We start from the raw sequence: 22902 nt of genomic DNA, 5'->3' as shown, positions 1-22902 counted from the left end.
CCGATGACCGAAATGCCCGACGCCGCGCCGATGTGCCACACAATGTCGGTCGCTCGGGGTTCACCGGGCATTGTGGAGCAGTTGGGCTCGTGGGGGCTGTCGCCGACGGCCGGCGACGGCCAGACTGAGCGCGACCCGAAACTGACGCGGGTCGATGGATCGGATGGTCTGGAGGCAGCCTGTGTCCACCCACGTGTCCCCGTTGGCCACGCTCGGCGCGATCCGCCGGCGTACCACCACCCTCGCCCTGCTCCTCACCATGGTCGCCGCCGCGCTCGTCGGGCCGTCCGTGGTGACCCCACGGCTGACCGACTCCGCCTCGGCGGCGGTCTACAGCTCCTGCACCGTCAGCCGCTGCGCGGACGCCCGCACCGCACGCTCCGGCTGGTCCGCCAAGGGCTTCCCGACCAGCCGCGGCTGGTACTCGTGGAGCGGCGGGCTGTCCAACTTCGCCGGTGGCCGGTTCTACAACTACGAGGGTCAACTGCCCACCAACGCCACCTACTACGAGTACGACGTGTATCCGCGTACCCAGGGCGCCGCCCGCGACGCGTACCGGATCGTGGTGAACCGCAGCACCGGAGTCACCTGGTTCTCGCCCAACCACTACACCGACTTCTACCGGCTCTGACCGACCCGGCGGCCAGCCGGTCCAGGAGGCACGTCGATGAAGGACGACAGGCTCGGCGCGGTGGCGCTGGCCGGGGCGACGGTACGCACCCGGCCCGCGCTCTTCGCCGCGTTGGCCGAGGCGCTGGCACTGCCGGCGTACCTGGGCGGCACCTGGGACAGTCTCGCCGACGTGCTCCGGGACCGGCTGGACGCCGGCCCGCTCACCCTGCTGGTCACCGACGCCGCCCAGCTCCTCGCCGACGAGCCGTCCGACCAGCACGCCCTGCTGATGGCCGTGTTCGACGACCTCGCCACCACCGCCCCACACCCCCTGCGCGTGGTCCTGCACGACGCCCCGCGGTCCTGACACCTCCCGCGCGTGCCCCCGGCACCGAGGGCGACCGACCGGGCCGCGTGGATGCTCAGTTCCCGACAGTCCGACCGACGTCCGCGCGCGGTGACGGTGGTGGTGACGCTCGGGTGACGGCCCTTTCGCGATCCTCGTGCCCAGCCGGGCGGCGTGCCCGGCGTGGGCGGCGGGGAGGCCGAAGCGGTGGACTTCGTCGACGGTGTGCTGGTGCGGCTGGCCGACCCCGGCACCCGCGCCGCGCTCTTCGACGACGCCTCGCTGGCCCACCTGGTCGACGCCGCGTACGACACCGAGGCGATGCCCGTCGCGCCCCCGTACGCGGCGGTCTTCGACGAGCTGACCCTCGGCTTCGCCGCCGCTCCGGTGACCCTCGCCGAGGGGGAGTGGCTGGGCTCCGGCGGCACCACCCGCACCGAGCTGCGCGTACGTCTGCACGGCCTCGGCGGATCGGCGCTGCGCATCGACGCGCTCTGGCGCGGGAGTCTCGTGGTCCGCACGAGCGCGGCGCGGGACCGGGTCGAGGACCTCGACGTGATGGTGCCGGCATTCGACGTCGACCCACAGATCATCGCCGACCTGGGCGCGTTGCCGACCGACCCGGTGCTGCTGGAGACCGAGCGTCGTACCCGACTGGTGGCCCGACTGCGGGCGGGCCTGCACCAGCCAGCGGCCTTCACCGACGCGCACCTGGACCGACTGCTCGCCGGTGTGGGCGCCGCGAACGCGGGTGACCTGGTGGCCCGGATGCGTGGGCAGGCCGCCGGCGCGACGGTGAAACTGCGGTACGCCGCGCCGCCGGCCGCGCCACCCACGCCCCGCCCGCTGCCGTTCGCCGCCGCCGTCCTGATCCGCGACAAGGGCTTCTCCCTCGCCGACCTGCTCATCGAGACGCGGCTGGTCCGCGCCCGGGCCGAGGAGCTGGGGCTGGACGTGCCCGCACCCGAGGACGTCCGGCGGCGACACCGGGTGGTCGCCGTGTGGGTGGTCCCCGTCGAGACGTTCGACGACGACGGGTGGCCCGGCGGCGACACCGGAACCGCCGCCCAGAAGCGGGCCGCCCGGTTCGCCCGGGCTGGCCAGTGGCTCGCCCGCAGCGGCATCGGGCTCGCCGCCGTGCCGACCTGAGAACTCAGACCAGCAGCAACTTCGTCCGGGAGGACCCGTGGCACCGACAGCAGCATTCCCGTTCATCGAGGTCCGGATCGTGCCGCCACCGGCGCCGCTCGCCCAGCGCTCGCCGGGCGTCATCGCTGTCGTGGGCAAGGCGCCGTCCACGGCCGACGGGGGCTCCGCACCGGCGAACACGCCGGTCCGGATCGAGACCCTGGACGACGCGGTCACCAACTTCGCCCGCCGGCAGGCCGGCAACGTGGTCCGCAACGCCCTCTACAACTCGATCGAAGTGGCGTTCCTGCAGGACCCGCGCCCGGCCAAGGTGTACGGGGTCAAGGTCGCCGGTGACGACTACGCCGCCGCGCTCGGCGGTCTCGAGGCCGCCGACGACGTGACGATGGTGTCGCTGGCCAACGAGTCGAGCGTCGGCAACCCCGCCGGAGCGAACCCGCCGACCGGGCTGCACGCGCTCAAGGCGCACGTGGAGACGATGTCCGCGGCCGGTCAGCGGCGGATCGGCTTCGCCATGGTCAACCCGGCCACCGAGAAGAGCCCCACCTACGTCACCGACATCACCGCCGCGGCGAACCCGCTCAAGAGCAGCACCAGCCGGATGCTGATGATCGCCGCCCGGGGCGCGGACGGCGACGCGGCGACCGCCGCGATGGCGGCCGTGGCCGGCCTGCCGGTGCACCACAGCATCGTGCTGAAGAAGATCCGCGGGGTGGCCATCCCGGTGGCCAAGCAGTACAGCCCGGCCGAGATCAAGAGCCTCTCCGAGGCCAACCTCACGCCGATCATCGACCCGACGCTGATCACCGGCGAGAGCCTGCACTTCGCCGACGGACGGCTGTTCACCTCCGACGCGAGCCTGCTGCACGTCGACCTGGTCCGCACCCTCGACCAGATCGAATTCATGCTCCGCGCCGGGCTCATCGGCCTGGTCGGCGACGCCCGCATCACCAAGCCGGGCATGACCCTGCTCAAGACCCAGGTGGACGGCATCCTCGGCCCACTCAAGCGGCAGGCCGTGATCGACGACTACCGCATCGAGATCCCGGTCCTCGACATCCTCACCATCCCCGAGGTCGCCCGTACCGCCACCGACACGTCGATCGTCACCGCAGCCCGGGCCGACCGCACCGTCGACCTCGTCGTCACCGTCACGTACGGCCCGGCCGTGAGCCGCCTGCTGGTCACGCTCGTGGCCAAGTTCTGACCGGAGGAACCAGACCATGGAGTGGAAGACCCGCCTCGCGGTGCAGTACACCAAGGGCACCGAGACGGTGTTGATCAGCCCGATCGACTCGTTCAGCCCGTCCTTCTCGCTCAACGTCGAGGCGCTGCACTCGTGCGAGGTGACCCACATGGGCGTCATCCACGCGCCGGTGTCGATGAACTTCACGATGACCGTCAAGGCGATCGGGGACGTCGCCGGCCGGCTCACCAAGCTGGCCCTCGACGGCGAACTGTTCGACATCGCGCTGCTGGAGCACACCGGCGACGACTGGGCGTTCTCGTCCTTCGTGTTGCAGGACTGCCTGATCACCAGCGCGACACCGACCACCGCCACCATCTCCGGCGCGCCCGCGGCGACCTTCAGCGGCTTCAGCCTGGCCGCCTCGGTCGACCCGAAGACCGGCGACCCGTCCGTCCTGCCGTAACCCCACCAGGATCAACCGGAGGTAGCAGATGGCGACGGGAGCTGGCCGCGCCGCCCGGGTCACCCGTACCGGGCTGGCCCTGGTGCACGCGGGTGAGCTGGTGTTGCCGGCGGCCGGCAGCGAGGCGGAGGCCGAGCAGGTGGCCGAGGACGATCGCGCCGTCATCGCGTACCACTTTCCGGTGGAGATCGAGGTGGTCGCGGCCGGCGGCGCGTTCGACGCCGACGCGCTCGCGGACCTCGCGCTGGCCCGCCTCGCCGAGCACCTGGACGGGCGGTTCTGACGGTGGCCATCTCGGTGCACGTGCCGGTGCGGATCCGGCTGGACGCGCGGTCCGTGACCGAGCGGCCGGAGGCCGTGACCGGCGCGCTCGCCGTGGCCCTGGCCCGCGCCCTGGAACGCTCCCGTCAGGAGGTGGTCGCGCCACGCGGCGGCTACCTGGAGGTACGCACCGAAGCGCCGGAGATCCGGTGGACCGGCGCGGCCCGGGAACGGGTGTCGCCGGACGAGCGGCGGGCCTTCGAGGCGCGGCTGCGGCGACGGGTCACCGAGGTGGTCGACGCCGCGCGCCTCGACCCGGGACTGCCGCCCGGGGTGCCCCTGCCGCTGAGCGAACCGGCCGCCGAACTGTTCGACCCGCAGCGGATGCGGCACCTGCTCGCCGTGTACCGGGTGCCGTCCTACGACGACGGTGGCGACGCCGCCGAGGTGCCGGTGGACGGCCCCGAGCCGCCACGGGTGACCTACCAGTGGCTGCTGCGCCCGGCCGCCTACCTGGCCGGTCACTTCGGCGAGCTGGCCCGCGAGGCGGTACGCCAGCACGGTGGCCTGCCGTCGGGCACCCCGCAGGGGGTGATCGCCCGGGTCGTCGGCGTGGACGGGCGTCCGGCCTGGGCGATCATGGTGACCACCACTCCACTGTCGGTCCTGACCTTCGAGCAGTTCGGCGAGACGGTGTTCCGGGCCACCCCGCAACCTCACTTCGAGGTCGAGGCGCGGGTGCCCAGCCCGCAGCCCGGCACGGTGCAGCGGCGGCCGGTCGCCGACCGCAGCGCCCTGGTCGCCATGGTGGACGAGGAGTTGAGTGGCGACATCCGGCAGCGGCTGCGGACCGCCTCGCCGCGCGGCGACACCACGAGCGTCGAGGAGTACCAGGCGCAGATCGAGCGGGCCGTCGACGCCGAGGTGACGCGGCGGGTCGACGCGATCCTCGCCTCGGTCGGCGGGGCCACGCCGACCAGCCTGGTGGTGGTCGACATCGGCGGGGTCTCCCTGCTGCTGGTCGGCACCGAGGAGACCGACGCCACGCTGCACTGGACCGGCACGGCCAACCTGCTGCCGATCAGCGTCGAGCAACATCCGGTCGCCCCGCCGGACCCGAACGCGCCGCCCGGCGGAGGTGTCGGCACGGGCACCGGGTCGGGCGCGGGAAGCGGAACCGGCAGCGGAGCGGGTGGCAGCGGGCCCGGCGGCAGCGGAGCGGGCGGCACGGGCACGGGCACCGGCCCGGGTGGCGGGGCTGGCGGTACCGGTGACGGCGGCGGGGGCACCCGTCGGGGTGGGTTCGTCTTCGACCCGAGCAGCCCCAGCGCGCCGCCCGGCACCGAGGGACGCCGGTTCCCCGCCGTCGGCGCGGGGCACTCCACGATGCCCGCCTGCGCGTCGTTCAACGGGGAGCCCGAGCTGGCCGCGCTCGGCCCGGACGGCGACGAGCTGCGTCGGCTCATGGACGACATCGCGTTCCGGCTCCAGATGGGCGAGCCGTGCCGTTACCCCGCCAACTTCTGCCTCCAGGCCGCCGCCGTGCTGCGCGGCCGTGCCGCCGCGATCAGCCTGCTGGTCGGCTCGGCCGAGCGGGAGGCGTTCACCCGTCCCGTCCCCGAGGGCAGCGGACGACTCGGCCCGCTGGACTTCCGGCCCGTCGCCTCGCCCGCCGTGCAGTTCCTGCGCCACCTGGCCGGCGTCGTGCCCCGCCTGGACCACCTCGCCCAGCTCGTCATGCGCCGCTACAGCCAGCCCGAGCACTTCGCGCGGATCCGGGGCGGCTGGATCGACACGTCCGCCTCCTGGAACCTGCACTTCGTGCAGGCGCTCAGCCCGGCCGTCAAGGCCGCGGTGGGAGAGCTGTTCGTCGTCGGCAGCCAGGCCATGCTGGTCCAGCTCCTGCTCAGCTCGCGGACCGGCATCGAGGCGCGGATCGCCAACTTCGACAGGTACGCCCCGATCTTCGAGCGGTTGATCGTCTCCCAGCTCACCGACTACGCCGAATTGCAGGGGCTGCGCGATCGGCTGCGCCGCCACGAGGCCGCCCGGTGGACGCAGGCGCACACCGACCTGGGCGGCGGCACCGTCGCCACGCTGAGCACGCTGAACCCGTCCACCGCCTGGTACGGGGCCGCACGCGCCATCTCCAGCGCCTTCCTCGCCACCGAAGCCGCCCTGACCAGCCCCGGCGCGGCCGGTGAGATCGTCGAACGCGACGGCGTCACCCGCGTCCGCGACTCGCACGCGGTGCTCTGGACCCTCGCCGAGATCGAACAGGCGCTGGTCATCCAGCGCGGCGAGGCCGAGGGCGTCGACCCGCTGGTCAAGCAGATCACCGACCTGCCCGAGGTGCTGGCCCGCTTCGCCGGCAACCGGTCGGCGATCCGCGACGAGCTGTGGCGGGTGTTGCAGGACATGCGCCGCCACAACACCGAGATGCTCGGCCGGTCCCGCACCGACGCGCGCTTCGCCTTCAGGTCCAGCCGGATCAGCGAACACACCCCGTCGGCGACGATCCCCGGCGGACGTTCCGCGTTGCAGGGCATCCACCTCGTCACCCATCAGCAGCTCGGCGAATTCTTCGGCGGCAACCTCTACTACGCCACCGGCGTCGACAGCCTGTTCAGCACCGAGCTGGGCCGGGAGGCGCTGAGCGCGTTCGCCGTCATGATCGGCATCATCGCGCTGTCGCTGCTCTGCCCACCGCTGGGCTTCGTGGTCGGGGTCGCCGTCGCCGCCGTCGACGTGGTGCACGCCCACCAGCGCGAGCGGCTCTACTCCTCGATGCTCGACCCGGAGCTGGTACTCACCCGCACCGAGGTCGAGGTCGAGCTGTTCGCCGCGTACCTCGGGCTGGCGATGTCGCTCATCCCGGAGGTCGGCACCATCGGCGGCGCGGCCGTGCGCGGCGGCCGGGTCGCCCTGCGCTTCGGCGTCCGCGCTGGGTTGCGTGCCGCCCGGGGGTACGTGGTACGCCGGGTCACCCGGCAGATCGTCGAAGCCGCGTCCCGTGACCTGCTCCAGGGCTTCCTCACCGAGATCCTGCTCAACGAGGTCCTCGAACGTGTCGTGCAGAAGTTGATGGAGCCCATCCTCGCGTACGTGGAGCGCGAGGCGATGCTCAGCGGCGCGGTCGGCGGCCCGGAGGGCGCCCGGTTCATCCTCATGGTGCTCGACTCGCAGCCCAGCGCCGCGTCCGGCCCGCGCGTGCCGGTGGTACGGCCGTGACCGGGCCCCGCCGGTTCCGCGCCGGCCGCTTCCTCGACGCCGCCGCCGTACACGCCGCCGCCGACGCGAACCCGAGACTGCGCCGATTCATGCGCACGATCGCCGAGCACAGCGAGGCCGGCGAGGTGCGCTCCCGACGGCTGCTGGAACACCTCATCCGCCGCATCGTCGACGACGTCGGCGACCTGCACCTCGGCAACGCGCTCAACCGGCTGGAACGCATCGCCGTCCTGCGGGACAACATCGCCGCCATCCTCGACCACGTGCTGGAGGGCGGCACCCTGCCCGAGGGGGTCCGGGTGGAGACCCTCGGCGAGTACTTCGACCAGCTCAGCACCGAGATGCGCGAGCTGAGCCGCCCTCGCGAGGGCATCGTCGGCGACGCGCCGCTGCGGTTGGCCGACGACGCTGGCGCGTACGCCGACTCGCTGTTGCGGGATTTCGACGCCGGCGGTGGCGCGGCCGGCCGGCACGTCGAGCCAGCCGCGATCGTCGGTGACGCGTTCCGGGCCATGCCGGCGGACCGGCAGGCGGCGCTGCGGCGTGCCGCCGAGCTGGAACCGGCCGCGTTGTGGCGTGCGGTGGCCGCCGAGAGCGAGAGCGGCAAGCGGGCCGCCGTCGCGGACCTCCAGACCCGCCTCGGTGGGCGGCTCACCCCCGACGAGGTGGCCCGGCTGCGCACCGCCGTCGACGACCTCGGTCGAGCCCGCTCCCGAGGCCTCCAGATGAGCGATGCCCGGCTCGCCGACGCCCTCGCCCGCATCGGCGATCCGGACCTGCGGGCGGTGGTGGCCGGCGGCGACGTGTGGCTCACCCAGCAGCTCGCCGTGCACAACCCGGAGGCCCTGGCCACGCTGTGGCGACGCTTTCGCGACCGCAACGGACGCGCCGACGACGGCCCCGGCTTCCGCGCCTTCCTGCGCCACGACATGGTCACCTACGGCCGGGGCGTCCTCGGCGAGTACAGCGCGGCGTTCTCGTTGAGCAGCATCGAGCTGTTCCTCAAGGGACCGGACGCCAACGTCAAGGTCGCCGGCACCGACCTCGTGGGCATCGGCCACGACGGCTGGGTGTGGCTCGTCGACGACAAGTCGCACCGGGCCGCCAGCGTCAGCGGGGTCAGCGCGCTCACCGACAACCTCGTGGTCAACCTGCGTCGTGACGCCGCCGACTTCCGCGACGCCATCGCTCGCCTCCAGCGCGACGATCCCGGCTTCACGCCGGACCCCCGCATCCTCGACGCGATCTCCCGGATGGAGGACGCCGCCGCCGAGATCGACCGGATCAACCGGCGCGGTTCGGCGTCCACCCGGCCCGCCCGGATCAGCGCCGCCCTGGCGGAGCGCCGGTTGCGACTGCGGGTCACCAGCGCCGCGGGCGAGGTCCGCGAGATCACCCAGGCGCTGCGCGACCTCGGCCTGGCCATCGAACCCACCGGTACGCCGGTGCCGCTGCCACCCACCGGAGGGCGCTGACCATGGCCATCACCAGCAGCTTCATGCGGTACGGCACGGTGCCGTCAGCGATCATCAGCGACGGGGTGCTGCCCATCCCGCTCTGGGCGGTCACCGCGATCTCGCTCGCGCAGACGTACCACCTGCCGCCGATCGGCTCCACCGCGCACAAGGCCATCGTGGCCACCCACGACGACACCATCACGCTCACCGGGGTGCTGGTCGGCGCGGAACGCTACGCCTGGAAGTTCGCCCTCGAGACGATGGCCGAGGCGAGCAAACGCGGCACCGCCCTCGCCGCGTACTCCGGTGGGAAGTTCGGCGGGCTGATCCTGGTCACCTCCATGACCATCCGCACCGACATGCAGGTGCAGTCGCTGACCTTCAACGCCTCGGCCGCTCGCCGCGACGTCCTGGACACCACCATCACCCTCGTCCACGTGCCGCGTCCCAGCCTGCTCGGCAAGCTGCTCGACGTGGCCAGCATCGGAGTCGGCGCGCTCGCCGACGGGTTGGGCAACTGATGCCACCGTTCCCGATCGACCGCTACCTGCTGCCGGAGACACCGATCGAGGTGCCCGACGGGTTCACCGAGGTGCGGCAGAGCCTCACCGCGGGCCTGCCGCACCGCGTCGAGCTGGGCGGCGGCGTACACGGGGTGCTGATCCTGCCCACCGGCCTGGCCCGGCAGTGGCTCGCCACCGACCCGCTCGCCGTGGTCAGCAGCTCCGCCGACGACCGCGCGCCCCGACCCGCGCCGACAGCAACGCCGCGCTCGCCAATGCTGGTCGGCCGTGCGCCACTGCGCCTCGTCGTCCGCCAGGGCACCCGCATCCTCGGCTCGGTGCCGCTGGCCACCGGCCTGCGGCGCGTCTGCCCCGACGCGGGCACACCGGCTCCTCCGGGCGTCACCCCGGTGGCCGTCGAGGTGCTGGTGCTGGCCTGGCTGCTGCACGCCGGGACGGTCCGCGGCTCCGGCGACTACGGCTCCCACCTGACCGTGGCCTGGCGGCGGACCGACCGCGCGGTGGACCAGTTCGGACCGCCGCCCATCAACGAGTTCGTGTGGCGTCGCCGCCCACCCGCGCAGCGCGTCGAATCCGACCTCGGCCCCGGCAGGCTGCGCTACCGCCACCTGCTCGACAAGAAGATGCGGAGGGTGCTGCGGTGACGCTCACGCCGTTCCAGACCGGCCAGGTACGCCAGGGCGCCGTCGGCAACGACGCCGGCTGGACCATCACCTTCCACCGGGAGACACCGACCGGCATCAGCCCGGACGCCGCCCTCACCCTGTCCAGCGCCGACTACTACGCGGCCATCGACGCCGCGCTGCCCGACGGGCTGGGCCCCGGCGCGTACACGGTCACCGTGCAGGGGCTGATCGACGAACACTTCGCCGCGCTGCGCACCGCCGAGGGGCAACCGCCGCTGGTGGCGAAGCTGCACCTGTACTGGCGGGACGCCAACACCTCGGTCGGCGCGTTCTTCACCAACCTGGTCGGCGTCAACGCCGGGCCCACCCCCGCCGAGCTGACCCAGGCGCTGGTCGCCGTGCTGCGCGTGACGAAGGTGCGCCGGGTCACCGGCGAGCGGACGTACGACACCGAGCTGACCCTCGTCGAGCAGGCGTACGCCCGGCTCGGGCAGCGCGTCGCCGAACGCTTCGAGGCGGCGACGTTCACCGCCGCGATCCGCGCCATCGGCGAGCGGACCCGGGTCGACGTGACCGGCTGGGGCGCCAACCCGGACGGCACGATGACCCGTGGGGGGACCGAGGCGGCCGGGGACGAGCGGGTCGCCTTCGGGGCCGGGCTGCTCTACCGTGCCGCTCTGGAACGCATCGGTGGCGCGTTGCAGCAGTCCCTCAACGCGTACGGGCGGGGAATGCTGCTGATCCGCGACGGCACCGTGCACGTCGGGAAGCGGCCGATCCCGTACCCGCAGGGGGAGCCGAAGCCACTCACCCTCGCCACCGGCCTGCTGGCCTGCACCGAGAACGGCACCCAGGACACCGACCCGTACGCGGCCACCGAGACCGGCGGCACGGCCGCACCGCGGCGCAGGGCGTGGACGCTGACCCTCAAGGGCCGCCCCGACCTGAAGCCCGGCGACCTCGTGCGCTTCGACCCGCCCGCCACCGACGAGGCCACCACGCTGGGCAGTGTCGGCGCGGCGCTGCTCGGCTCGTTCGCCGCCCCGTTCGCCCCGTCGACCGGGGAGCTGGGTGCCGGCTCGAAGCTGCTCTACCTCAGCGCGGCCCGGCACACCCTGTCGCGTACCGCCGGTTTCGTCACTGTCGTGCAGGGCGTCGAGGTCACCTCCGGCGCCCAGGCGTGGGACACCTGGAGCGACGCGTCCGGCGTGGGGACCGCCGAGCCGGCCGGTCCGGCGTCGTCGCCCGGGGTGGCCGCCGCCGAGGCGGTGCGCCGCGCTGCCCGCGCGGCCCGGGGCGAGACGCGCGGCCTGGAGATCGGTGAGGTCCGCGTGGTCGCCACCAACGCCAGCGGCGCGGTCGAGCCGCCCGCGCAGACCGAGACGGTGTGGGAGGGACTCATCCGCCCGGACGGCCGGCCCAACGCCGCCCGCCGCCTGCCGGTACGTCGGCAGCAGCCCGCGCCACTGCCCGGGGTCACCTACCTGACGCCGTTCGCCTGGGGCGGCTGCGGGCTGATCCTGCCCCGCTACCCGGGCACCCGGGTGGCGCTGGCCTATCGCAACGGCGCGCCGGACGACCCGGTGGAGGTCGGCGCGCTCTGGCCGACCGGGCACGCCCCGGTGTCCGAACCGGGGGACTGGTGGCTCTCCCTGCCGGTCGGGGTCGCCAGCGGCAGCCGCTCGTCGATCGCGGACACGGTGACGCCCGCCGACCACGACGGCAAGGTGACGCACGACCTCACCGACGGCGACGGCAACCGGGTCATCGAGCTGGGCGAGCTGACCGTGCGGGTGGGTCGGGCCCAGCTCAAGGGTCGAGGTCAGCGCCCCGCCCGCGCCGACGAGGCCGACAGCATCACCATCGAGCACGCCGGCGGGTCCTCGATCGTGATGAAGCAGGACGGCTCGATCACCATCACCGCCACCCAGATCGACCTGGACGCGGGCAACGGCGCCGTGAACATCAGCGGCGGCACCGTGAACATCGCCGCCGACGACGTCGACGTCCAGGTCGGCAACGCGATGAACGTCCACTGAGGAGATCGACATGGCATTCGTGCTCACCACGTCGAGCGACGTGCACTGCCCCAACCAGGGGAAGGTCTCTCCGACCGGGCAGGGCAAGCTGACCGTCGACCACACACCGGTGGTCCGCCTCGACGGCATCAGCGGCAGGTCGGTGGCCGGCTGCACCATCACCACGAGCAACTCCACCAAGCAGTGCAGCACGGTGACCACGGCGACCGGCGCAGCCAGCAAGCTGACGGTCGGCGGGGCCGGGGTCGCCCTGGACTCGCTCAGCGGCGCCACCGACGGCTCCAGCCCCGGACTGGCCGCCAGCGCCGGGCAGAGCAAGCTGAAGGCGGCCTGAGGTGGACCGTACCGAGCGCGAACGGCAGGCCGCCCAGCGCCGCTACCTCGGCTGGGGCCTCGCCTTCGAACCCACCATGCCCGGCGTGGACCTGGCCCGGGACATCGTCTTCGACGACGGTCCGAACGGCCGGACGCTGGCCCTGGTCGAGGGCACCGGCAACGTGGCGCAGAGCCTCGCGGTGGCGCTGACCACGCTGCGCGGCTCGAACGTCTTCGACGCCACGTTCGGCTTCGACGGGCTCAACGCCCTCGCCGAGCAGATCGAGCCGAACCTCATCCGCGAACAGGTCCGCATCGGCATCATCACGCTGCTCGACCGTGACCCGCGTGTCCGCAAGATCGTCGACGTGAACCTCGACGACGGCCGGCTCGGCGCGGGCCGCGCCGACGACGCGTCGGCCGCCGCGCTGCGCGCCTCGCGCACCCTGCAGGTGCAGGTCCAGTTCGAAACCATCACCGACGACCGGCTCTCGGTGCGCCTCGGGGAGCTGCCCAGTGTCTGATCCGACCCTCCCGGCCGAGCTGGCCGACGTGCTCGCCGTCGACGCCGCCGCGCTGCGGGCCACCGGCTCGACGGGCTTCGGCATCGTCGAGACCGGCTTCGTGCCCAAGTCCTTCGCCCGGCTGCTCGCCGAGAAGCTGGCCACCGCCCGACTGCTCTTCGGTGAGGACGTCGACCTGACCAGCGGCGCGGTGCTGCGCAAGGTCCTCGAACTCGCCGCCCTCGAGGATGCCCGGATGTGGGCGGCGCTCGGCGCGGTCTACGACAACTCCTTCGTGGTGTCCGCGACCGCCGACGCGCTGACCCGCCTCGGCGAGGAACTCGGCATCGGACGGCCGTACCTGCAAGCACGGGGGACGGTGAAGCTGAAGCTCAAGGCGGCGCTGCCGACCGGCCACCCGCAACTCACCCTGCCCCGGGGCGCGCGGCTGTCCACCCCCGGCGGGCACCACGTTGCCCTGGACGAGACGGTGGTGCTCTCCGCCGCCGTCGGTGAGCGCGAACCTGTCGTCACCGCCTTCTATCCCGGCCCGGCGCACAACCTCGACCCCACCCAGCCGCAGCAGAAGATCGATCGCTGGAACCGCGCCGACACCCTGTTGGCCGACCTCGACGACGCCGAGCAGGCCGCCGGCAAGGAGCTGGTCGAGATCACCCACACCGTCGCGCTCACCGGAGGCGAGCAGCAGGTCTCCGACGCCCGCTACCGGCAACTGCTGCTGGCCGCGCCCCGCTCCATCTGGACGACCGAGGCGATCGGCCTGGCCGTGGCCACCGTGCCCGGCGTACGCCAGGTGCAGGTGTTCGACGGTCGGGGCGGGCTGGACCTCAACCAGTCCATCTTCGGCAACTTCTCCTTCATCGAGCGGGTGTTCAGCACCGAACGCGACCTCGGCAGCCCGTACTACGTCACGGTGCTCGTCGCCCCCACCGCCGCCGCCATCTGGGACGGCCCCGACGGGCTGCACGCCGCCGTCGAGTCGGTCATCGAGGACCTGCGGCCGGTGGGCATCTTCGCCTCGGTGGACCGAGCCGACGAGGTGGGCATCGGCGTCGAGGCCGACCTGGTGATCCGGGGACTGCCGCTGCCCACCGGCTCGAAGGAGGCGGTGAACGCGTCCACCGCCGCCACCGAGCTGCGCGCCCGGTTGCACGCCCGGCTGCGCCGCTACGTCGACGAGCTGCCGTTCGGCGAGCCGGTCCGCGCCGCCGAGGTGATCTGGACGCTGATGAACGAGCCGGGCGTCGCCGACGTCCGCAACCTGCGACTGGTCCGCTTCCCGGCCGACTCGGCGGTCGTGGTGACCGGCAGCGCGCCCACCGGCGACGGCGTGCAGCGCCTGCCGGTCGGCGACAACGCGGTGCTCGCCGCCAACCAGGTGCCCGTCTACGTCGACCGGGACGATCCCCGGCCGTTCCGGATCGTCTGAGCGGGGGCCGCGATGACCGACATCCGGGTACCCGTGGACGGGGCCGACCCGTCCGTCGAACGCAACCTCGTCGACCAGTTGGAGGGCCCGTACCCGGGGACCGTCCGGCGGGTCGTGGTGCCGCTCGCCACCGCCGGCAGTGCCGCCGTGGACTGGACGAGTCGCCATCCGCTGCTCACCGTCGTGCTGCGCCGTGACCTGGCCGAGGAGACCATCCGGGTGACGGTCACCGTCGACCCGGGAGGCGCGGGGGAGCGGGTGCTGCCTCCGGTGGTCTTCGCGCCCTGGTCCGCCGAGGGCGCGTCGGTGCCCGCGTACGTGCCGGACACCGCCGACGAGCCGCTCGTCGCGCCGTTCACCGTCGCCGTGACGGCCGAGCGGGCCGTCGAGGGCGCCGCCGCCACGGCGGTCACCGGGGCGGCGCTCCCCGCTCTGGTCGAGCTGGCCGTCATCGAGGGCAACCTGGGCCGGCTTCTCTACCTGGTGTCGTACGAGAAGCACCGGTTGCGCCGCGCGGCCCGGGAGGTGCACGCGTACCGGACCCTGGCCCACGCCCGCCGCGACGCCCTGGACCGGATCGGCGCGGACGTCGGGGTGGCCCGCTTCGTGGACGAGCTGGTGCACGAGCCGACCAACGGCGAGGTGTACGCCCGGCGGCTGGCCCCGCCGGCCCGCGAGCCGGACGCCGCGTACGCCCACCGGCTCGGGCTGTACCGGCGGTTCCTGCTGCCCACCCCGGGCGCGGTACGCCACCTGCTCAACGGCCCCGGCGTGGACACCGACCCGAACGCGGGCCTCTTCGCCGACCTGCCCGGCGGCGCGCGCTTCACGCTGCGCGAGGACGACGACCAGTTCGCGGTGGCGGTGCGGCTGGTCGCCGTCGGTGACCCGCAGCACCGCACCAACTTCCTCGCCCAACTGCGCCGCGATCGCCTGGTGCTGCCCGCCAACACCCCACCGAACAACACCGTCCACGCCGGTCGGGCGTTGCCGGCCAGCCGTCTCGCCGAGGTCACGGCGCTGCGGGCGAGCCTGCGTCAGTCGTACACCTTCGGCAGCTCGCACGCCGTGGCCCCGCCGCTGGCGATGGCGCTGGACCGCGCGGGGCGGGTCTGCCGGGCGCTCGGCTCGACGATCGGGTGGCAGGTCAGCAGGGCCCAGGACGACGCCGGTGGCAGCCGCTACGAGTTGGGTCTCGGCGTCGACGTGAGCTGGCCGACCCCGGCGCAGGCCACCGACCTGCGTAACCGGGTGCTCGACACCGGCCGGACGGTGACCGCCGACCGGACCGCCGAGGCGCTCATCGTCGCCGCCCGCGCCGCCGGCGTGCCCACCGTCTCGGCCGACGGCGAGCTGGCCTGGCTGTGGCGGGTCTGCGGGCTGCCGACCACGCACCGCGTCAGCACCACCGTGATGTACCTGTCGCACCTGCCCACCCGGGGGCTCGCGGTGACCGCGCCGCTGACCGCTTCGATGGGCGTCGACGCGCCGGTCGAGGCGCAGTTCCACGCACCGGGCGACCCGGGTGGCAACGCCCTGCTGCTGGCCGGTCTGAGCGCGGCCAGGACAGTGTGGGCGGCCACCGGCGAGCCGGCCTGGAACCCGTTGACCGACGCGGCGGCCCGGGCCCGGTGGGCGGCAGTGCCGACACGACCCGCCGGGCAACCGGTCGACGCGGTGCTCGCCGCCGCCGGCCTGCCCGCCGTGCGGGACCCCGCGCCCGTGGTGGCCGCGCTGAACCGCCTCCCCGACGAGCTGGTGGAGACCGTCGAGCTGCCGGCCGCACTGGCGTCGGCGCTGATCGCGGGGCAACCGGCCGCCGCCGACCGGCTCGCCCGGCTGGTCGGTCTGCTACGCGAGCAGCACCTCGCCGCCGCGCTGCCGCTCGTCGAGACGGGCAACCGGGTGCTGCTGGTGATCAGCGTCATCGGTTTGCCGCAGGCCGGGCTGAACCTGAGCGAACGCCGGGCCACCGGGTTCCGCTGGTACACCGTGGGACTCGGCGGCGGTGCCGCGGACATCAAGGCGGTCGGCGCGCGGACCGCGCTGCGCCCCACCCACGCCGGGCTGGTCGCCGTGGTGGCGCTGTCCTACGTGCGGACCGGCCGGACCGACCCGTACGAGTTCCGGGTCGAGCTGCCCGAGGGGGTGACGTTGACCCTGGGGCAGTACGAGCGGCTGATGAACGCCCTCACCAGGGTCTGCCCGCTCGGCGTGGAGATCAACACGTTCGGCATCCGACGTGATCACGTCGACCTCGACGACGACGGGACGGCCGAGCCACTGCGCCCGGCCGTGGCCCGCACCTTCCGCACCTTCCAGCAGCGCCGGCACCGCGGCGTGTACGACCAGCTCTGAGAGGGACACCACGATGGCGAACGAGATCAACTACGACGGGGTGACTGTCAGCGAGCTGTACGAGGCGTTCACCCGCAACGGCATCCCGGCGTCGGACGCCAGCGTGCTGGTCTCCTCCTGGATCTACGAGAACGTCGGCACCGCGAAGCGGGTGTTCACCTACGCCGAGTCGTTCCCGGCGGTGGAGCCGGGCTGCGCGCCGCCGCCGTTCGCCCGCACGTTCGCGCACACCGACTGGGTGGACGGCGAGGACGTCGTACAGGCCGGTCAGACACCGGGGGAGCAGGGCTTCAACGAGCGTTTCCACCGCATCGAGCACGACCTGGACCACCTCGGCACCGACCTGGCGAAGGCGTTCTCCTGCATGGCGGCGATGCGGGTGAGCCTGCGCCGGTTGCTCGACGAGATCCGCGCCGAGATCAACCGGCTGCACGTGACCGTGCACGAGAACAAGATCGTGCCCGGCCCGTACACCTTCGAGCAGATTCCCAACTACATCGGCGCGTTGGACTTCGGTAAGTACATGGGCACCACGATGTTCATGGACAAGAAGGTCAGTATCTGGCAGACCAAGGCCGGCACGATCGTGCTGCCCGCCGTGGAGACCCTCGGCGTGGACGTGGTCGCCGGCCCGAAGGTCCGGGGTGCCGCCTACCTGGACCGGTACGCCGTCGAGCACCCCGACGTCCGGCAGCGCTTCCCGCGCGAGGTGAAGGTGGTGGAGTTCCTGCGCTCCTTCGGCGAGGAGGAGGTGGCCGACGGCCGGACGATCCGCGACGTGCTCAAGGTGCTGCCGGCGGACAGCAGCTACCCGAGCGTGGACGCGCTGGTCGCCGAGGTCAGCGAGCGGGAGGCGGCGATCGTGCGGACCACCTCGGGCGCCCAGTCGGCGGTCTCCGCCGCCCTCGGCATCGACGCGGCGCTGGAGAACGTCGCCGACGCCGACATCGCCATGCTGACCGGCGTGCCGACCAAGGCCCGGGCGGCGCTGACCCGCGCCGGGATCAGCACGCTGGGCAAGCTCGCCGAGACGTCGACCGAGCGGGTGGTCGGCATCATGAAGGAGGCGGGGCTACGCGCCGACGTCGGCGACGCCGCCGAGTGGACCGGCTACGCCCGGACGCTGAGCAAGCTGCGCTGAACGGCCGGCCGCGACTCCGGCGAACGGTTGATCCGCGCCGTTCGCCGGGTCGGTGTGACGACACTGCGCTGGCGTGCCGACCGTCCACACCCGAGCGTGGGACTCCCACGGGGCGATCGGGCACGAAGGGCGCACGGATGGCAGTTCACGAGGTGACGCAGGACCTCCGCTCCGGGGTACAGGAGACCGGGGCGGCGCGACCGACCCGGTACACGCTGCGGCTGCTCGGCGGCTTCGCGCTCGAACGCGACGGCCGGTCCGTGGTGGTGCCGCAGGGCGCCCGCCGGCTGCTCGCCTACCTCGGCGTACGCCAGCGGTGTGCCCGCTCCGAGGCCGCCGGTACGCTCTGGCCCGCCTCGCACGAGGATCGGGCGCGAGCCAACCTGCGCACCATGCTGTGGCGGCTGCACCGGGTGACGCCGGAGCCCCTCGTCGAGGAGGACGACCGGCTGGCCCTGGCCGCCGGTGTGACGAGTGACGTGGCCGCCCTCGGTACGGCGGCGGCGGTCCTGTTGAGCGGCGGCTCACTCGTGGGCACCGTGCCGACGTTGGCGACCGGCGAGCTGCTGCCCGGCTGGTACGACGACTGGGTCCTGACGGAGCGGGAACGGCTGCGCCAGACCCGGCTCTACGCGCTGGAAGCCCTCGCCGAGCGGCTCACCACGCAGGGCCGCTACGGCGAGGCGGTACAGGTGGCGTTGACCGCCGTGCACCTGGAGCCGCTGCGGGAGAGCGCCACCCGCGCGCTGATCTCGGTGCACCTGGCCGAGCGCAACATCAACGAGGCGGTACGGCGTTTCGAGCTGTTCCGCGCCGACCTGGGTCGCGAGTTGGGCGTCGCCCCGACACCCTGGCTGGAGCAGCTCGTCCGCGCCAGCCTGACCGGCGCGACCGCCCTGGCTCCATGACCGACAGCGACACCTCGCACGAGGTGCGCTGCCCCGGCCACACTCCCGCACCCGCACCCGCACCCGCACCCGCACCCGCACCCCCGAGGGGTCCTGCCCACCTGTTTGCCGTCCTTTGCTCTGCTTCAGCGGACGAAACAGTAACGGCCGTTGACTGTTGCCTCCGCTGAAGCAGAGCAAAGGACCCGGACGGAGGGGTGGGCGGCGCGCAGTGGGGTGGCGCCGGGGTGGGGTGGATGGCGTGGAGTGGGGTGGGTAGCGCGGGGGTTGGGGGGGCTGCCAGGGGCACCTGGCGGGCTGGTCGGTCGAGCGTCAGTTGGGGACCGGCTGGTCCAGGATGGCGCTGAAGCGCTCCTCGGCGAGGTCGAGCTGGCTGAAGATGTGCCCCTTGACCTCCTGCGACAACGGCGTGTCCGGCCGGGCGATCAGGTCCCGGAAGAGGGGCACCAGCGGCCGGTACTTCTTGGCCGACGAGACGACCTTCGGCCCGACCGTGTGGATGACCCCGACGCCGTTGTCGGTGAAGTCCGACACCTTGATCACCCGTGCCCAGGGCTCGCGGTCCAGGCTGACCGCGAGGTGCTCGCGGTACTGCTCGTTGCGGTCCCGCTCGGGGTCGTACACCGGGTTGGTGACGGCGGCGACGAGCGTCGCGACACGCGTCCCGAACCGCGCGGCGAGCGCGGCCAGCGCGGCCCCCGTCGGGTCGGTGCCAGCATCGCCGTCGGCCAGCTCGACCGGGTGGTCCTCGACCGCGTCGTGCAGCAGGCCGGCGACGATCACGTCCACGTCGCGCACCTGGTAGTGGTGCATCAGCCGGATCGCCACCCGCAGCAGGTGGTTGAGGTACGGCTCACGAACGCGCCGGTCGTCCCGGTGCAGCTCGGCTGCCAGGTCGAGCGCGGCGGTCAACCGTTCGCGGGCGGCGTCGTCGAACTGTTGGACCTCCAGCCGGAAGCGCTCCAGCAGGCCCGGTTCGCCGTGGATCTCGGTGATCGCGTGCATCGGCATGCTGCCCAGGTGCGGCGGGAAGTCCATGCGTCACTTATAGCCGATCTTCACCACATCGATGGGCCCTTACGTCGCCGACCCGACCGCGACCCCGCCGCGGGTCGAGCCGTCAGATCGGCAGCCGGTCGGCTCCGGCCAGCGGGTTCACCACGAGGGGGACCAGTGGCGCCGGCAGGACGGGATCACGACGCAGGGTGGGCGTCCAGCCGGCGTCGGCGGCGAGGTCGGGTTCGTGTGCCGCGTTGTACGCGGCCAGCAGGTCCACAGGTCGGGCCGGGCCGGTGCCCTGTCGCACCCAGGAGCCCCGCTCGGTCAGCCCGGTGCCACCCCAGTCGTAGAGCAGGTCGGCCGGGTCGACCGTCGGGTCCAGGGTGAAGAAGTTGCTCTCCGCGTGGATCGCCGACTGGACCCCGACGCCGAGGGCGTACTGGAAGCCGTCCCCGCCGAGCCGGTAGTGGTTGTTGTAGACGTCGACCTGGCCGAAGCGCACCCGGGGAAGCCGTTGCAGGACGCCGTCGAAGAGGTTGTGGTGCAGGGTGACCTTCAGCCGACCGACGTCCGGGCCGACGGTGTTGGACGAGCCGATCAGCATCAGCTTGTCCCGCCTGACGAAGCGGTTCCAGGAGGCGGTGACCAGGCTGGCGGTGTGCGTGACGTCCACCGACCCGTCGTGCACCTGGTAGGGCCGCCCGAAGTAGCTCGGCTGGGCGCTGTCCGGGTTGTCGCCGTCGGTGAACGTGTTGTGGTCGATCCACACGTGCTCGCTGCGGCGTACCGAGATCTGGTCGTACTGGCTGTTCCAGTTGCCCGCGTCGCCGTCCGTGGGTGACCAGGCGGGGAAGCAGTCCCGGGCGTCGACGAAGGTCAGGTTGCGGACGATGACGTTCGCCGCCCGGTCGATCATGAGGGTGAGGCCGGTCAGTCGCGCGCCGCGCAGCCCGATGATCGTGGTGTTCGGCCCGACGTTGATCTGGGTCTGGCGGGTCTGGTTCGCCACCGACCGCACCCGGGCCTCCTCCAGCGGCCCGGCCGGCGCGACCCGCCCCCAGACCGCCGGGTCGTACGCGGCCAGATAGGCGTCCAGACGGTACGCCGGGTCGGCCAGGTCGGCGCAGCTCAGCGGCGTGCCCTCGGGCCCGGTGAAGCCGTCGACAGCGCCGTCCACGTAGATCAGTTTCGGGGTGTCGTCGGTGGCGTTGCTGGCGTTGTCGCCGCCGAGGGCGTCGACCAGTTCCGTCCGATCGTGGACCACCCGCGTCCGCTCGGGTGCCGCTGCCGAACCGCCGGCGGTCCCGGTGCCCTCGGCCGCCCAGCCATCACGCTCGGGCAGGGCCTGTCGACCGAGGTGACGGGCCGACCAGGAGAGCCGGTCGGCGGCGGAAGTGTCGGGGCGGGGAGCGGCGGCGGCCGGTGTGGCACCGACCAGGACGGCGATCACCGTCGCCCCGATGAGGGGTGCGCGCATTGGTTTTCCGTTCGCTGGTGGTGGTTCGGCATTCACCAGGAACGGTAGGTTCGCGGTTTTGCATAGGTCAATATAAATTGCTTGCAGGAATGTTGCAGTGGTGCCTGCGGCTAACGTGCGGCCTCGTCCCGCGCGGGTCGCACGTGCCGGAAGGCGACCAGCAGGGCGGTGACGACGCCAGCCACCAACAGGATTCGCACCGTGGTGAACAGCGCCGCGTCGCCCGTGGAGTGGGGCGGGAAGATGTCCTTGACGAGCCAGCCGACCCCCAGCCCCAGCCCCAGGCAGGCGTGCATCGCGGCCCGCAGGCGGGGGAGCGGCTGCGGGCGGCCGAGGATCCGGGGTGCCACGGTGCCACCGCGGCTCCTGGCGAGCAGCACGGCGGCGACGACCAGGTTGGCCACGCCGACCGCGACGGCCAGGGCCAGGGCCAGGTCAACTGTTCCCATGTGGACGCACGTTATCGCACGGATGCTCGCTCTGAAGGCCGCCTCTCCTGACGTCGGGTGCCTGCCCCGAGTGTCGGAGGAGTGGCGGGCACCGACCCGTCGCCTCCTTTGCTCTGCTTCAACCCACGCAACACCTGCGGGGCGAAAGTGTTGCCTCGGTTGAAGCAGAGCAAAGGACGACCCGAGCACCCTCGCCACCGCAGGGCGCCACCGCTACGCCAGGTGCGCGCGGTACGCCGGCACGGCCCACGGCACGCCCTGCTCGCTGGGCAGCGCGCCCTGCTCGGCCGCCCGACGCAGGACCTCGACCACGCCACGGATCCGCACCACCCGCTCGTCACCGTCGCCCACCACGTCGACCAGATCCCCGTCGAGCAGGCGGGGCTCGGGCGCGGCCCGCAACGCGTCCAGCAGCGCGGTGAACGGCGCGGTACGGGCCAGCGGCGCGATCAGCGGCACCGCGGCAGGGTCGACGCGGTGGGCGAGCAGGTTCTCCAGCAGGCCCCGTCGACCGGGGACGCGGCGGGTCACCGCGTCGCCGGGCAGGCGCAACCGGTCCGTGGGGTATTCCAGCACCGCCTGTCCTCTCGTGCCGGTCACCACCACCTCGCCCGCCACGAACTCCTCGGACGCCAGGGTGACCGCCGCCAGCACCGGTGGGCCGGCGCGCAACCGCACCCGCAGCACCGCCGTGTCCTCCACCTCGATCGGCCGTACCCGGTAACGCTCCACCTCGATCGCGACCGGCCACGGTGGCGCCCCGCCCAGCGCCTCGGCGACCGCAAGGCACTGCATCACCGCGTGCGCGAGCGGGTTCGCCAGCGCGCCGTCCAGCACCGGCTGGCCGTCCACGCTGCGGCGACCGGCCCACGGGGAGCGGGCGTAGTAGGCGTCCGGCCGTTGCCACGCCGCGACGGTGGAGATGCCGGTGACCGCGCCGAGACGGCCGGCGGCCAGCGCGTCGGTAAGCGCGGTCAGCGCCGCCGAACCGAGCGCCTGGAAACCGACCTGGGCCACCCGGCCGGTCGCCGCCAGCGCGTCGGCCAGCGCGTCGTGCTCGGCCAGCGACAGCACCGGCGGCTTCTCCAGCAGCAGGTCCGCGCCGGCCTCCAGGGCGTCGCGGGCGATCGGCAGGTGCGTGTGCGGCGGGGTGCAGATCACCACCACCTCCGGTCGGGCGGCGGCGAGCATCGCCCGGTGGTCGGTGAACACCCCGACCCCGGGCGGCACGGGCGCCTCCCGCTCGTCGCGCACCTGTTGCACGTCGACCAGGGCGACCAGCCGCAGCCGGCCGCCGGCGTGCAGTGGCGCGATCACCCGCCGGTGCCAGTGACCGTGCCCGTTCGCCCCGATCACCGCCACCGTCGGCGGCGGCACCGACCCGTTCACGAGACGCCGGCCAACG

General features: G+C 73.1%; 21 protein-coding genes. 17 read left to right on the top strand and 4 right to left on the bottom strand.

Features of this window, described 5'->3' with window-relative positions:
- The first annotated feature begins 181 nt into the window (after positions 1–181).
- The 17 genes from ABZV06_RS11685 to ABZV06_RS11605 all read left to right on the top strand — a co-directional run bounded on the left by ABZV06_RS11685 (position 182) and on the right by ABZV06_RS11605 (position 18572).
- On the top strand, positions 182–631 hold the full coding sequence (locus ABZV06_RS11685) for a ribonuclease domain-containing protein (RefSeq protein WP_355239254.1): 450 nt from the start codon (positions 182–184) through the stop codon (positions 629–631).
- A 36-nt stretch (positions 632–667) separates the two neighbouring features.
- Positions 668–979: a barstar family protein gene (locus ABZV06_RS11680; protein ID WP_355239251.1), complete on the top strand. Its 312-nt coding sequence runs from the start codon at positions 668–670 to the stop codon at positions 977–979.
- 162 nt (positions 980–1141) lie between these two features.
- A complete protein-coding gene (locus ABZV06_RS11675; RefSeq protein ID WP_355620665.1) occupies positions 1142–2107 on the top strand; it encodes a hypothetical protein in 966 nt (321 codons plus the stop codon).
- Between the two features lie 37 nt (positions 2108–2144).
- Positions 2145–3314: a hypothetical protein gene (locus tag ABZV06_RS11670; RefSeq protein ID WP_355620663.1), complete on the top strand. Its 1170-nt coding sequence runs from the start codon at positions 2145–2147 to the stop codon at positions 3312–3314.
- Positions 3315–3330: 16 nt separating this feature from the next.
- Positions 3331–3759 (top strand): hypothetical protein, encoded by a 429-nt coding sequence (locus ABZV06_RS11665; protein WP_355239242.1) that lies wholly within the window; start codon positions 3331–3333, stop codon positions 3757–3759.
- Positions 3760–3787: 28 nt separating this feature from the next.
- On the top strand, positions 3788–4042 hold the full coding sequence (locus tag ABZV06_RS11660) for a hypothetical protein (RefSeq protein WP_355051243.1): 255 nt from the start codon (positions 3788–3790) through the stop codon (positions 4040–4042).
- Between the two features lie 2 nt (positions 4043–4044).
- Complete coding sequence (locus tag ABZV06_RS11655) at positions 4045–7251, top strand: hypothetical protein (RefSeq protein ID WP_355620660.1); 3207 nt, start codon at positions 4045–4047, stop codon at positions 7249–7251.
- Positions 7248–8726, top strand: a complete 1479-nt coding sequence (locus ABZV06_RS11650; protein WP_355620657.1) for a hypothetical protein — start codon at positions 7248–7250, stop codon at positions 8724–8726. The genes ABZV06_RS11655 and ABZV06_RS11650 overlap by 4 nt, the downstream gene beginning before the upstream one ends.
- A gap of 2 nt (positions 8727–8728) precedes the next feature.
- Positions 8729–9229 carry a hypothetical protein gene (locus ABZV06_RS11645; RefSeq protein ID WP_053659787.1) on the top strand — a complete coding sequence of 167 codons (501 nt, stop codon included), beginning with the start codon at positions 8729–8731 and terminating at the stop codon, positions 9227–9229.
- Positions 9229–9876: a hypothetical protein gene (locus tag ABZV06_RS11640; RefSeq protein ID WP_355239233.1), complete on the top strand. Its 648-nt coding sequence runs from the start codon at positions 9229–9231 to the stop codon at positions 9874–9876. Before ABZV06_RS11645 ends, ABZV06_RS11640 begins: the two co-directional genes overlap by 1 nt.
- The gene (locus ABZV06_RS11635) at positions 9873–11897 is read left to right on the top strand and encodes a hypothetical protein (protein ID WP_355620655.1); all 2025 of its coding nucleotides are present in this window, start codon (positions 9873–9875) and stop codon (positions 11895–11897) included. The genes ABZV06_RS11640 and ABZV06_RS11635 overlap by 4 nt, the downstream gene beginning before the upstream one ends.
- Positions 11898–11907: 10 nt before the next feature.
- The gene (locus tag ABZV06_RS11630; protein ID WP_355239227.1) at positions 11908–12231 is read left to right on the top strand and encodes a hypothetical protein; all 324 of its coding nucleotides are present in this window, start codon (positions 11908–11910) and stop codon (positions 12229–12231) included.
- A 1-nt stretch (position 12232) separates the two neighbouring features.
- Complete coding sequence (locus ABZV06_RS11625) at positions 12233–12736, top strand: hypothetical protein (protein WP_355051237.1); 504 nt, start codon at positions 12233–12235, stop codon at positions 12734–12736.
- On the top strand, positions 12729–14165 hold the full coding sequence (locus ABZV06_RS11620; protein WP_355620653.1) for a baseplate J/gp47 family protein: 1437 nt from the start codon (positions 12729–12731) through the stop codon (positions 14163–14165). The genes ABZV06_RS11625 and ABZV06_RS11620 overlap by 8 nt, the downstream gene beginning before the upstream one ends.
- Positions 14166–14177: 12 nt before the next feature.
- On the top strand, positions 14178–16523 hold the full coding sequence (locus ABZV06_RS11615) for a hypothetical protein (protein ID WP_355620650.1): 2346 nt from the start codon (positions 14178–14180) through the stop codon (positions 16521–16523).
- 13 nt (positions 16524–16536) lie between these two features.
- A complete protein-coding gene (locus tag ABZV06_RS11610; RefSeq protein WP_355620647.1) occupies positions 16537–17664 on the top strand; it encodes a hypothetical protein in 1128 nt (375 codons plus the stop codon).
- 137 nt (positions 17665–17801) lie between these two features.
- On the top strand, positions 17802–18572 hold the full coding sequence (locus tag ABZV06_RS11605) for a BTAD domain-containing putative transcriptional regulator (RefSeq protein ID WP_355620644.1): 771 nt from the start codon (positions 17802–17804) through the stop codon (positions 18570–18572).
- Between the two features lie 312 nt (positions 18573–18884).
- On the opposite strand, the gene ABZV06_RS11600 is transcribed toward ABZV06_RS11605, so the two are convergent.
- From ABZV06_RS11600 to ABZV06_RS11585, 4 genes are all read right to left on the bottom strand, one after another.
- A complete protein-coding gene (locus ABZV06_RS11600; RefSeq protein WP_355239213.1) occupies positions 18885–19610 on the bottom strand; it encodes an HD domain-containing protein in 726 nt (241 codons plus the stop codon).
- Between the two features lie 82 nt (positions 19611–19692).
- On the bottom strand, positions 19693–21048 hold the full coding sequence (locus ABZV06_RS11595) for a polysaccharide lyase family 1 protein (protein WP_355620641.1): 1356 nt from the start codon (positions 21046–21048) through the stop codon (positions 19693–19695).
- 110 nt (positions 21049–21158) lie between these two features.
- Positions 21159–21497, bottom strand: coding sequence for a hypothetical protein (locus ABZV06_RS11590; RefSeq protein ID WP_355620638.1), 339 nt, complete (start codon positions 21495–21497; stop codon positions 21159–21161).
- 213 nt (positions 21498–21710) lie between these two features.
- Positions 21711–22886: a Gfo/Idh/MocA family oxidoreductase gene (locus tag ABZV06_RS11585; RefSeq protein WP_355620635.1), complete on the bottom strand. Its 1176-nt coding sequence runs from the start codon at positions 22884–22886 to the stop codon at positions 21711–21713.
- Positions 22887–22902: the final 16 nt, after the last annotated feature.

Source organism: Micromonospora sp. NPDC005172 (assembly GCF_040608555.1).
Taxonomy (GTDB): Bacteria; Actinomycetota; Actinomycetes; order Mycobacteriales; family Micromonosporaceae; genus Micromonospora.
This window is presented reverse-complemented; position numbering and strand designations above follow the sequence as displayed.